This window comes from Roseivirga sp. YIW32 (assembly GCF_057219245.1).
In genome coordinates this window covers 664,470-677,915 of sequence record NZ_JBXVVG010000002.1, presented here as the reverse complement: position 1 = coordinate 677,915, position 13,446 = coordinate 664,470, and the positions used below count along the sequence as shown (strand labels likewise).

At 44.5% G+C, this 13,446-nt stretch carries 6 protein-coding genes; 5 read left to right on the top strand and 1 reads right to left on the bottom strand.

Going from position 1 to position 13,446, the window contains the following annotated elements:
* Positions 1-27: 27 nt before the first annotated feature.
* Entirely contained in the window at positions 28-1,344 is a 1,317-nt protein-coding gene (locus AC2D6U_RS11735; protein WP_484721178.1) for a deoxyguanosinetriphosphate triphosphohydrolase, read from the bottom strand.
* Positions 1,345-1,694: 350 nt separating this feature from the next.
* On the opposite strand from AC2D6U_RS11735, the gene AC2D6U_RS11730 reads away from it, so the two are divergent.
* The 5 genes from AC2D6U_RS11730 (at position 1,695) to AC2D6U_RS11710 (ending at position 13,446) form a co-directional block, all read left to right on the top strand.
* On the top strand, positions 1,695-4,688 hold the full coding sequence (locus AC2D6U_RS11730) for a TonB-dependent receptor plug domain-containing protein (protein ID WP_484721177.1): 2,994 nt from the start codon (positions 1,695-1,697) through the stop codon (positions 4,686-4,688).
* Positions 4,689-4,702: 14 nt separating this feature from the next.
* Complete coding sequence (locus tag AC2D6U_RS11725; RefSeq protein WP_484721176.1) at positions 4,703-6,193, top strand: RagB/SusD family nutrient uptake outer membrane protein; 1,491 nt, start codon at positions 4,703-4,705, stop codon at positions 6,191-6,193.
* Between the two features lie 82 nt (positions 6,194-6,275).
* Positions 6,276-9,545 (top strand): VCBS repeat-containing protein, encoded by a 3,270-nt coding sequence (locus AC2D6U_RS11720; protein ID WP_484721175.1) that lies wholly within the window; start codon positions 6,276-6,278, stop codon positions 9,543-9,545.
* Between the two features lie 10 nt (positions 9,546-9,555).
* Positions 9,556-10,137, top strand: coding sequence for a hypothetical protein (locus tag AC2D6U_RS11715; RefSeq protein WP_484721174.1), 582 nt, complete (start codon positions 9,556-9,558; stop codon positions 10,135-10,137).
* Between the two features lie 6 nt (positions 10,138-10,143).
* Entirely contained in the window at positions 10,144-13,446 is a 3,303-nt protein-coding gene (locus AC2D6U_RS11710; protein ID WP_484721173.1) for a VCBS repeat-containing protein, read from the top strand.

Here is a 13,446-nt window from a genome sequence, read left to right as displayed (position 1 = left end):
ATGGAATTGTTTATTAACAGCTCAGAATCAGTTCATTCCCGGCAAGGTAGTTCCATTGATCTTTCGGTGAAGGTTAACGGCGTACGAATCCGTCATTCCACTAATAAAGTCAAGCAACACACGCAGTTGCTCGTAGATGCCTTCTTCCGCTTTCAATAGCTGGAGGGTATCATCCGGCAATAATCGGAGCGACAACTGATGCCGGTATGCGCGATTCCCTTGAAAGGATTCTATTAAAGCAGGCACAAACACTTCGAGCAAACCATTCAGCACGCGATAACCGGCGGCTTCGATCTCCACAACCTTTCGAGACCGGTAGATCTTTTCGATACTCAACGATTTGATCTCTCCAAGTGCTCCACTGGCATCGACATGATCTGCGAGGGCCTGATCATAGGTTCCTGCCAAAATTGCTTCTTCATTGGCAATGAATTCTGCTGCACATTGGTCGACCAATACGCCAATGGCCAATGCGCGCAACAAGCCGATTTTGTCTTTCATTAGAGGAATTCTTTCAAGCTTTTCCGGTTGAAAACGTTCGCCTAAAATCTTTCCAAATAAGCCGACAGTTTGTTCATAGGATACCAAACCCAGGTTACAACCGTCCTCGAGGTCTATGACATTATAGCAAATGTCGTCTGCTGCTTCTACCAAAAACGCCAATGGGTGCCGCACAAACTGGGATTCGCTCAGCTGATGCAGACCTAAGGTGTTGGCAATATGAAGAAACTGGTCTGCCTCCGAAGTAAAGTAACCGTACTTCTTTTGACTTTTTCTATCCTTATATACTACCGTGGGGAGCGCCGGTTTGGGATATTTAATAAAGGCGGCAATTGTGGGAAGACTTAATTTGAGGCCATCGTTACCTGATTTGGCGATCAGGCGTAGTCCCTGTGCGTTACCTTCAAAGTTGGTTAGGTCAGCCCTTTGCTCCGAACTAAAGAGCGTGCTGAATTCCGATTCATGGGTTTTAAAGTAATCGGAAATGCTGGCCTCTCCCGAATGACCAAATGGTGGATTGCCAATATCATGCGCCAAAGAGGCTGAGGCAACAATGGCTCCAAAATCATGCGCAGAAAGAACCTTATCTAATGCCGATTGTTGCGCCAATACCCATTGCCCAACGGTTCTACCCAGTGAGCGGCCAACGCTCGAAACCTCAAGGCTATGCGTCAAGCGGTTGTGAACAAAATCATGCTCGGGCAATGGATGAACTTGCGTTTTGTCTTGAAGCCGGCGAAAAGGATGTGAAAAGATAATACGATCAAAATCTCGATCAAATTGCGATCGGCTTGTCACCGGTTCGCTATAGGCGGCCGTATGTAATAATTCGCTCCAGTCCATGGCAGTAAGTTAGGCGAAAATACTCCCTCTGACCGAACTTAAAAAATGGCGTCAATGAATGCGTGCATAGCCCCATATCTTTTGTGGAATCGTTAGACGCCAGAGGAGCAATTCAGTCGATGATTATTTCCCGTTGATCTAGCGAGCACTTTCATCTATAAACTTAACGTGTAGCAGTTAACTCCTTGATAGTTCCTATTCTAACCCGTTTTCACCTGTTTTTGCAATCGTTTGCGTTAATTTTAAGAAAGAATACCTATGAAATGCAGTACAAGCCTTGTACTTTGAGCATTCGATTGCACTTTATTGGCGAGGTATGGCCAATTAACAAGTAAATTAAAAATGATTGTATGAAAAAGTTTTTACTAATCCTTCTTGTTATGTCAGTTGGTTTCCAAGGGACGCTACTGGCACAAACTAGAACAATTACCGGTACGGTAACTGGTGGGGATGACGGCTTAGGCATTCCACGAGTAAACGTAACGGTTAAGGGCACCACTAGAGGTGTTGCGACAGACTTTGATGGTAATTATTCCATCGAGGCGAGCTCAAGCGAAACATTGGTCTTTTCTTTCATTGGCTATGTTTCTCAGGAAGTTCTTGTAGGTAATCAGTCGACGATAAGCATCGTCTTACAACCTGATTATGCTGAATTGGACGAAGTTGTCGTTGTAGGTTACGGATCTCAGGAAAAGAAAGAGATCACCAGTGCTGTGGCCAGCATCAAACCTGAAGACTTCAACAAAGGTAACGTGGCCGACCCTACACAGCTTTTGGCTGGTAAAGTAGCAGGTCTTTCTATTACACGTCCGGGTGGTGACCCTAACGGTGGGTTTAATATTCGTCTACGAGGTGTTTCTACCTTCGGTGCGAATGCTTCACCACTTATTGTACTTGATGGTGTACCAGGCGCAGACTTGAACAACGTTGACCCGAACGATATCGCGTCAATCGATGTATTGAAAGATGCCTCTGCTGCTGCCATCTACGGTGCAAGAGCTTCTTCCGGTGTCATCTTGATCACCACTACTAAAGGTGGAAGCGAGCAAGGTGTAACCAATATTTCAGTGGGATCATTCGTTGCGATTGACAACGTGGTACTCAATAAAATCGAGCCTCTTTCTACAGAAGAATTTCTTGCAAGAGGTGGAACCGATTTTGGTGGTGACACCGATTGGATCGACCAAGTAACAAGAACTGCCGTATCACAAGCAACCAATGCTTCTGTTAGTGGTTCTTTTGGAGGAACGTCGTACAGAGCTTCTGTTAACTGGCGGGAGAACCAAGGGGTTGTAAAAGGAATCGGCAACGAAAGATTGAACACTCGTTTGAACCTTTCTCACAGCGCCATCAACGATAGATTGAGACTAAATGTGAATGCAACATTCACTAACAGAGACTTCACTGCGAGAAACAATGAAATCTTTAGGTATGCAATGATTTATAACCCTACTGCTCCGGTTTATTCATTAGATCGTGAAGCTGAAGTAGGACCATTCTTCCAAAGAGACCTTTTTGATTTCTACAATCCAGAAGCACTTAGACAACAGCAATTATTCGGAGGATCAAGAAAAACGTTCTTGACTTCTTACAGAGCTGAATTTGACATTTTGGATAACTTAACTGCAGCTGTTCAATACAACCAAGACCGTTTCACCGAGATGAACGGCTCATTCTGGTCAAGAAAAGACCTTGTCCTTGGTTTAGGTAACAGAGGTATTGCTGAGAGAATCAGCAACGAAGGTTTCACCCAAATTGTAACGGGTACCTTGAACTACAACACAGAAATCACTGACGGTTTGAACATGACTGTTCTATTAGGTGGTGAGCAGCAGAAAAGAACGTTCGAAGGCTTCGGCGCAAGAACTAGACAATTCTTGTTTGACTCAAACACTTGGAATAACCTAGGTGCTGGTGCGGTAAGATTAGGAAACAACACCAACGTCTATTCTTACAAGAACCAAGACGTATTGAATTCAGCATTCGCAAGAGTGAACTTGAACTACCAAGGAATCTACTTCTTATCTGCTAGTATCAGACAAGAATCTTTCTCTGGTTTCGGTGAGGATGAGAAAACTGGTTATTTCCCATCAGTTTCTGCTGGTGCTGAGTTAACTGAGATCTTCGACCTTGGTCCGGTAAGCCAATTGAAATTCAGAGCCTCTTACGGTATTACAGGTGCATTGCCTCCTTCTGCTGATTTGGCACTTGGTGTATTTGAAAATGGACCAAGAATTGATCTTGACGGAGACCCAACTACATCAGATGATGTATACATCTCTCCGCAGCAAAATAGAAACCCGAACAAGTTGTTGAAATGGGAGACTCGTAAAGAGTTTAACATCGGGCTTGATTTCGGTCTATTGGACAATAAGATCACCGGTGCTGTTGAGTACTATCAGAAAAACGTAGAAGACTTGTTGTTCCCTATTACAGTACCTGTTGGAGCTCCTAATCCATTCGATCCAGGAAACTTCAACACAGCAGGAACTACTTGGGTAAACCTAGCAGAGCTTTCTTCTGGAGGATTTGAGTTTGTTGCTTCTTATAATGGCGTGAACTTAGGTCCTGTGGTATGGACTCCATCTGTGAACTTTACCATCTATGACAAAACAACAATCGAATCACTCTCTGTCGAAGGAGGACTTGGATTTGATTTCATCAGACCTCAAGGTTCTGCTCCTGGATCTCCAGGTCAGAATGACAACCCAACGATTGAAAACCGAGTAGGTGAGACTTTGGGTAACTTCTGGGGTCCTAAATTAGGTGGCATTGAAAACGGAACTGCATTCTATGTTGCTCCTGATGGAACGACTAGAATCGACCCTAACGACAACTCGCAGTACTCTATTTTAGGTAATGCGCTTCCAGATGCAGATTTCGGTTGGAATAACTCTTTCGTATACGGTGACTGGGATATGTCATTCTTCCTAAGAGGATCTTTCGGACACCAGCTATACAACTCATTCAGAGGTTTCTATGAGAACCAAGATGCTGGGTCGAACACATGGAACTCAGTAACTACTGATAAAACTCCGGAAATCACTTCTGGTCCTCTCTTCTCTGATCAATTCATCGAAGATGCTTCATTCATCAGATTGGATAACATGCAGATTGGATATAACATCCCAACAACTGCTGATTGGGTTGAAAACTTAAGAGTTTATGTTGCTGGACAGAACTTGTTCACTATCACTGACTACGCTGGTGTAGACCCTGAAGTAAGATGGGTAGACCAAAACCAGGGTGGTATTGGAGGTGCTTTGTCACCAGGACTTGAGAGAAGAAACACTTACTTCCTAACAAGAACGTTCACTCTCGGTTTCACAGTAAATATTAAATAGTAAACTACTTAGATATGTTTAAATTAAATAAAAGCTTAGCGTGGTTTGCCGCAGTACTGATTTTGGTCAGTGCCTGTGCCGAACCTGAGCAAGAAATATTCAACGGCTATTCAGCTGAAGAATTGGCAACCAGCGATAACACTGCGTTGACGGATGTATTGAAAGCATCTGCCTATCAGCGAATCATTGGTTCATGGGGAGGTCACAACTCCATTTGGTCTATCCATGAAGTGGCTTCTGACGAAATGGTCATTGCACAAAAAGGTGGTGACTGGTTCGATGGCGGTTTGTGGTTAAGAATGCATAAACATGAGTATAACCCTCAAGAGGGTGCGATCTACAACGGTTGGGCATACTGCTACACTGCTATTGGGGACATCAACCTACTCTTACAACAGTACCCAGATGTTCCTGCACTCGGTGCGGAGCTAAGAGTGTTAAGAGCCTTGGTTTACCTATGGTTGATCGATGCTTGGGGTAATGTGCCAATCATCTTGGAAACAGATGATGATCCAACACCACCAACAAGTTCTCGTCAGGAAGTATTCAACTTCATCGAAGCTTCAGTAAATGACAACCTCGCTTTATTGTCAAGAGACAATACAAAAACGACGTTGAACTACTGGTCTGCTAAAATGATCTTGGCGAAACTCTACTTAAATGCTGAAGTGTATACGGGTTCAGCTCGTTGGGCCGATGCTCAAGCAGCATTGGATGACGTGATCAACAACGGTCCGTTCTCTCTAGAGAACAATTACTTCGCTAACTTCTCTACTAACAACGGTGGATCTTCTGAAAACATCTTGACATTACCTTATGATCAAGACAATGCAGGTGGGTTCAACCTAGGTCAGATGACAGGTCACTACTTGACCCAATTCACGTTTGATATGCAAGAGCAGCCATGGAATGGTTACGCTTCTTTGGAAGAGTTCTACAACTCCTATGATGCCAGCGATACCAGAAGAAATAGCTTCTTGGTGGGTCCTCAGTTCTCTTCAACTGGACAGAGACTAGAAGATGAATCAGCCGAGGCTAATGATCCTGATGGTGCGCCATTGACGTTCACTCCTGAGATCAATGAGCTAGAGCCAAATTCATTGCGTCAAGCAGGTGCTAGAGTGGGTAAATTCGAAATCCAATCTGGTGCTGCACAAAGCTTAAGTAATGACTGGCCTATCTTTAGATATGGTGATGCTTTATTGATGAAAGCTGAAGTAGAATTGAGACAAGGACGTCCTGGAGCTGCATTGAACTTTGTGAATCAAGTAAGAGCAAGAGCAGGAGTTGCTGCTTTGGCTACACTTGATGAAGACATCTTGTTAGCAGAAAGAGGTAGAGAAATGTTTGCCGAAGGCTATAGAAGATCTGACTTGATCAGATTCGGTAAGTACAATGATGCCTGGTGGGAAAAACCAGCTTCTCAAGCTTTCCGTAACATCTTCCCTATTCCAACGCAACAGCTTGATGCCAACCCAGATCTACAACAGAACCCTGGATACTAGTAAAAACTTACATTTATAATTCAAAAAGGGCTTGCTTTAGCAAGTCCTTTTTTTTATCCTCAAATCGTTAAATAAGAGGCTGTTGGATAAGAGATTTTTAGTTGGGTTAGTTGTTATTTTTTATGCGTTTTCCTCTTGTCAAAAGGCAAGTAAGACAACACCGTCCTTTGTTCGAGTACCCGCCGAATCATCAGGGCTTAACTTCAATAATGCCCTTTCCTATAATGAGCAACTAAACCCTTATACCTATCGGAATTTTTATAACGGAGCTGGTGTCGCTATTGGTGACATCAACAACGATGGATTGGAAGACATTTATGTCACCGGTAACCTTGTCGATAATAAATTATTCCTTAATAAGGGCAATTTAACCTTTGAAGACATCACTCGCGAAGCCGGCGTCGCTAGTCCAAATGTGTGGTCTTCCGGGGTGAGCATGGCCGATGTCAATGGGGATGGTTGGCTTGATTTGTACGTTTGCAAGTCTGGCCCCTTAGAAGGAAATAACCGAAACAACGAACTGTTCATCAATAACCAAGACGGCACGTTCACAGAGGCTGCTGAAGAGTGGGGGATCGCCGACAAAGGGCTTTCCAATCATGCGGCCTTCTTTGACTACGATAAGGACGGCGACCTTGACATGTACCTGTTGAACAACAGCACGCGATCGGTTGGTATTTACGACCTGAGAAAAGGCCAGCGAGAAAAAAGAGACCCTGAAGGTGGCAATAAACTCTATCGAAATGATGGCGATCACTTTACAGACGTCAGTGAAGCCGCTGGTATCTACGGAAGCGCCATCGGTTACGGTCTGGGCGTCACCTTTGCGGATGTCAACAATGACAATTGGCCCGATATTTTTGTGTCGAATGACTTTTTCGAGCGGGATTACCTGTACATCAACCAGCGAGATGGAACCTTTGAAGAAGTCTTAGAACGGTCGATCACTGAAACCAGCATGGGTTCTATGGGTGCCGATATCGCAGACTTGAATGGCGATGGCCGACCTGAGATTTTCGTGACAGAAATGTTGCCCAATGACCCTGAACGTGTCAAGACAAAAACCGTATTCGAAAACTGGGACAAGCATAAAGCCAACGCTGACGCAGGGTATCATCATCAGTTCACAAGAAATACGCTGCAATGGAACCGGGGAAACGTCGATGGCTTTCCTGTTTTTAGCGAGGTCTCGCGATTGTCAGGGGTCGAAGCCACAGACTGGAGCTGGGGTGCCCTTATTTTTGATTACAACAACGACGGGCGTGATGACTTATTCGTCGCAAATGGCATTTACAAAGACCTGACCGATCAAGACTACATCAACTTTTACGCGAACAATACGCTCCAGTTTGAAGAATATAAAAGAGATAGCGTCGTCATTACCAAACTAATTGACGTCATTCCATCTGTTCCTCTTCAAAACTTCTTATACCAAAACAAAGGAAATTTCCAATTTGAAAATGTGGCGAATAACGCAGGTCTCTCTGACGAAGTCTTCTCCAATGGCGCAGCCTATGCCGATCTCGATCAGGACGGAGACCTTGAATTGGTGATCAATAACATCAATGGCGACCTTTTGCTCTATCAAAACCTCAGCTCTGACGCTGGAAAAAGTAATTACCTCAAGCTCAACTTTGGCAAGGAAGGATATAAGTTTTCCGGCACAAAAGTCTCCGTCGTCAGCAATGGTAAGGTACAAACCAAAGAATATACACCTGTGAAGGGCTATATGTCCTCTATGTCCCATGAAATGCATTTTGGATTGGGCACTGATACAACAGCAATCAGCCTCATCGTCAAATGGCCGGATGGCGGAACCAGCACCATTTCCAAAGTACAACCCAATCAGAACATTGACCTGACCGCAAAAGAGTACATGGGCATCTCAATGAATTATCCACGCGTAAAGCCCATGTTCGAAAGTACCGAAGCGGTGGCAATTGCACATCAAGAAAACGACTATTCCGACTTTGACAGGGATCGACTGATCTTACAAATGAGCTCGAATGAAGGGCCTGCTGTTGCTATTGGAGACATCAACGGCGATGGATCGGAGGATCTGTTTATTGGTGGATCTAAAGGAATAGCAGCCCAGATTCACTTGCAAACGACAAGAGGCTTTAGAAAAATCCAATTTGACTATGACAAAAACAGTGAAGATGTAGACGCCCAGCTCGTGGACATCGACAAAGACGGAGACCTCGATCTTTTAGTAGGCAGTGGAGGACATGAGTTTGGTTTGAACAACCTACAGCTTAAGGATCGTCTGTACATCAATGACGGACAAGGCAATTTTACGCCTTCTTCTGCATTTAAGTCGATTGCCGAACCCTCCTCGTTTATTCAACCATTCGATTATGATGGAGATGGTGACCTCGATATATTGACAGCAACTCGCCAGATTCCTTTTGCCTACGGCATCGCAGGGAGTTTGCACCTTTACGAAAACGAGGCAGGGCAATTTGTCGAGGTTCAAGTCCCTGCCTTTACAGACCTTGGCATGATCACCTCCGGTAAACTCGCAGACCTAGATGCTGATGGCGACCTTGACCTTGTTGTGGCTGGCGAATGGATGCCCATTACCATTCTCATCAACACTGAGGGGCAATTTGAAAATGCCACCGCACGCTTTGGACTCCAAAATACTTCAGGACTATGGCATCATGTTGACGTAGTTGATATCAATGGCGACGGTCGCCCTGATATCATTGGTGGCAACCATGGCCTGAACACCAGGCTCAAAGCAAGTCCAGACCAACCGCTCAAGATGTACGTGAATGATTTCGATCAAAACCGCAGTATTGAACAACTCATTACGCAATACGAAAATGAACAAGCATACCCGATAGTGATGCTACCTGATCTGATCAAACAACTGCCTCCCTTGAAGAAAAAGTATGTCAAACATGAGGCCTACAAAAATCAAACGATCGAACAAATCTTTGAACCTGAGGTGCTTGCCAACTCCATAGTACATCAGGTACAGCAGCTTTCTTCTGCCTATTTTCTTCAAGCAGAAGAAGGGTTTGTCATGTATGAATTTCCATTTGAGGCCCAAATTTCTCAAGTATATGCGAGTTATGTGCAAGACCTCAACAGTGACGGGTTAGTCGATATCATTCTTGCAGGAAATCAAAAACGAGTGAAGCCGGAGTTGGGAAGTAACAATGCGTCTTATGGTTTGGTCCTTTTAGGAATTCAAGAAGGTGGGTTTGAGGCCATGCCCCTTGAGGAAAGTGGCTTATGGGTTCCCGAAGAAACCCGTGCGATCAAAAAGCTATTGATCGGGGAAAAAGAAGTAATTGTATTTATCAGAAACAATGAGAAAAGCTTAGCTTTCGAATTGAATTAAGTAACGGAGTATGAGGAAGAAAGTGGCATTATTCATCTTATTAAGTATTATTTGCTTACAAGCTTGTCAACCGAAGAGTGAATACCAACGCATGGTAGACGCGGAACTCGCTACCGGCATAGTCTACGATAGCCTTTTTGCAGGTCTTTCGTTTAGCATGACACAAAAGGACTTTTTCGATTATTGCTGGGAGATGAACAGCAAAGGACTCTTTACGAACGGGGTTGGTAGTCAAGTGCTATATGATGTAAGTGAAGACTTTTCCAGACCCACGAACCTCGCTTTTTACCCAAAATACATCAACGGACAAATGATTGAAATGCCCATGGAATTTCGCTATCAGGATTGGGCGCTTTGGAACGAAGAGACAACGGTAGACTTACTGATCGAAGAACTTAAAGACGTGTTGATCGACTGGTATGGTGGAAATGATTTCATTGCTGTGGAAACTCCCGACGGCTCCTTAACCATTTGGGTCAAGGTTGATGGCAACCGACAGATTCGCCTAGGCCGAAAGAACATCTCTACGGCCCTAGTTACCATTACAGATTTGGCAAAAAAGAACGAAATTGAGCGTAATCAAAAAAGCTAATTTTTAATGAAACTAAGAAACTTAAGCTTCTTGGGACTTTTTGGACTGTTACTGGCTTGTACAACTGAGCAAAAACAACCCCCTTTATTCAATAAGTTGAGCGAAGAGGCAACGGGGGTGAATTTCACTAATACATTGACGTATGATTCCGTCTTCAACATTTATACCTACAGGAACTTCTACAACGGTGGAGGTGTGGCTATTGGAGACATTGACAACGACGGACTCGAAGACATCTACTTCACTTCCAATCGACAAGCCAATAAACTCTATCGTAACCTGGGTGGGTTACAGTTCGAAGACATTACCTCAACAGCTGGTGTAGCCGGTGCAAAGGCATGGAGTACGGGAGTCAGCATGGCAGATGTGAATGGCGACGGCTTCTTAGATATTTACGTCTGCAACTCCGGAGATATTGATGGAGATGATAAACAAAATGAACTGTTCATCAATAATGGTGATGGCACCTTCTCTGAACAGGCCGCGGCCTATGGGTTAGCAGACAAAGGGTTCTCCACACATGCTGCTTTCTTTGATTATGACAGAGACGGCGACCTCGACGTCTACCTCCTCAATAACTCGTACAAGGCCATTGGAGAATTCAACCTGCGCATCAACGAACGACCGAAAAGAGATCCGGTTGGGGGCGATAAGCTCTACCGCAACGACAATGGTCAATTTGTGGACGTTAGCGAAGAAGCCGGGATCTACGGCAGTATCATTGGCTTTGGTTTGGGGGTTACGGTTGGTGATGTCAACGATGACAATTGGCCAGACCTGTTCATTTCGAACGATTTCTTTGAACGCGATTATCTCTACTTGAACAACGGCGACGGCACCTTCGATGAAGTGCTAGAAAACAGTATGCAGTCTATCTCAGCAGCCTCAATGGGAGCTGACATGGCAGACATCAACAACGATTTGCGTCCTGATGTCTTTGTAACTGACATGTTGCCGGAGCCTGACCAACGCATAAAACAGGTAACTACCTTCGAAAGCTGGGATAGGCATCATTATGGTGTTCAAAATGGCTACCATTATCAATATTCAAGAAACATGCTTCATCTCAACAACGGAGACGAGACCTTTTCTGAGGTCGGACGTATGGCAGGGATCGAGGCGACGGACTGGAGTTGGGGAGCTTTGTTCTTTGACATGGACAACGACGGATTAAAGGATCTTTTTGTGGCCAATGGCATTTACCAAGACATAACGGATCTTGATTACCTGAACTTTATCGATGATGAAGACACAAAAGCGGCCATTAAATCCAATGGACGAACCAATTATCGCGCCTTGATCGACCCCATCCCGGTCAACCCTATTCCCAATTATGCCTACCAGAACAAAGGGAATCTTCGTTTTGAAAACATGGCGGAAGCATGGGGTTTGGGTGAACCGGTGCACTCCAATGGCTCTGCATATGGCGACTTAGACAATGATGGTGATTTAGACCTAGTGGTCAACAACATCAATGCGGTTTCGAATATTTTCGAGAACAAAGCCAATGAGCTTTTTCCTGAACGGCATTACATCAAGTTCAACTTGAAAGGGGAAGACGCTAACCTCTTTGGTGTAGGTTCCAAGATCAAAATCAAGGCCGGAAAGGATCAATACTATATCGAACAGATGCCCATTAGAGGATTTCAATCAACTGTTGGCACAAAACCGGTGGTTGGGTTAGGAAATAACAGCACGATCGACGAACTGGAAATTATTTGGCCAAATGGTAAAGCAAGTCGTTTGACCCAAGTCAGCACTGACCAAGAGTTGACCCTTTCACAGGCTGACGCGATGGACATGCCAGCACAAACCAAAACATCGGATGCAGCAATTTTCCGTGAATTTGATGTCAGTAGCACATTATCCTTTCAGCACCAGGAAAATGCTTTTGTTGATTTTGACAGAGACCGCCTTACCTATCATATGCGATCAAATGAAGGACCCAAGATCGCTGAAGCGGATGTCAATGGAGATGGATTAAAGGATCTCCTTTTTGGAGGAGCGAAGGGTTTTTCTGCCACGCTGTACCTTCAACAAACCGATGGGACCTACCAACAGAGCCCGCAAGAAGCATTTGAACAAGATAAGCTATCGGAAGACCTTAGCTTGCTCTTTTACGATCACGACAATGATGGCGACCAAGACCTCTTTATCGCCAGTGGTGGAAATGAACACGGTGTAGGTGATCTTGCGCTCAGCGACAGGCTTTACCTCAATGATGGAAAAGGCCAATTTACGAAAGCAGAGGTCCCCCTATTGAATGCCAACAGAGCCAGTTCATCTATTGCCATCGCCTACGACATCAATGGGGATGGCTACCAAGATCTATTTGTGGGTACACGTCTTCGGCCCTTTCTCTATGGCGTTCCGGCAACAAGCTATCTGTACATCAACAATAAAAATGATGGCTTCACGAGTGGTGACTACTTAGCCCCAAGCCTAGAAAATATCGGGTTAGTCACCGACGCGACTTGGGTTGACATTGATGGGGATAAGGACAAAGACCTGATCATTGTTGGAGAGTGGATGGAACCACAGGTCCTGATCAATGATCAGGGAGAACTGAGTTTGAGCAATAAAGCCATAGGAAAAGGTTACGCAGGCTGGTACAACTCAATTGAAGCCGCTGACCTCGACAATGACGGGGACATGGATTTTGTCGTAGGAAATCATGGCCTGAATTCACGATTTAAGGCGAGCCAAAAAGAACCCATTCGAGTATACGTCAATGATTTCGATCAAAATGGGAGCCCTGAGCAAATCCTTACACGAATAGCAAACGACCGAAATTTGCCTTATGTCTTGAAACAGGATTTGCAAATGCAAATTCCGGAAATCAAGAAGCGCTACCTGAAGTTCGAAGCATACAACGATCAAACCTTAGAGGATATCTTTACACCAGAACAGCTTGAAAATGCAGTCAACCAAGAAGTACAATACCTGGCTTCTGCCATTTTATGGAATGATGGAAAAGGTAATTTTCAAGTTCAGGATTTACCAACTAAGGCGCAATATGCCCCAGTCTATGCAACCCAATCCCATGATTTTAATGGCGATGAACATGTTGACATTCTTCTCGTGGGCAACTTACATGCCGCTAAACCACAAGTTGGAAAATACGATGCGAACTATGGCATTCTCCTATTGGGTGATGGAAAAGGTAATTTTCAAGAGATCGATAAAGCAGCCGGTGGTTTGAGTCTTGTCGGCGAGGCTAGAGACCTCAAAATTATCGGTGAAGGCAAAGAGCAGTTTTTGTTGGTCGCCATGAATAACGAAGCGATCCGTGCCTTTAAATTCAGGTAA

What these genes read in the sequence shown, in the direction of transcription:
- AC2D6U_RS11735 (WP_484721178.1), bottom strand. Translation starts at nt 1,344, where the DNA reads ATGGACTGGAGCGAATTATTACATACGGCCGCCTATAGCGAACCGGTG.
- AC2D6U_RS11730 (WP_484721177.1), top strand. Translation starts at nt 1,695, where the DNA reads ATGAAAAAGTTTTTACTAATCCTTCTTGTTATGTCAGTTGGTTTCCAA.
- AC2D6U_RS11725 (WP_484721176.1), top strand. Translation starts at nt 4,703, where the DNA reads ATGTTTAAATTAAATAAAAGCTTAGCGTGGTTTGCCGCAGTACTGATT.
- AC2D6U_RS11715 (WP_484721174.1), top strand. Translation starts at nt 9,556, where the DNA reads ATGAGGAAGAAAGTGGCATTATTCATCTTATTAAGTATTATTTGCTTA.
- AC2D6U_RS11710 (WP_484721173.1), top strand. Translation starts at nt 10,144, where the DNA reads ATGAAACTAAGAAACTTAAGCTTCTTGGGACTTTTTGGACTGTTACTG.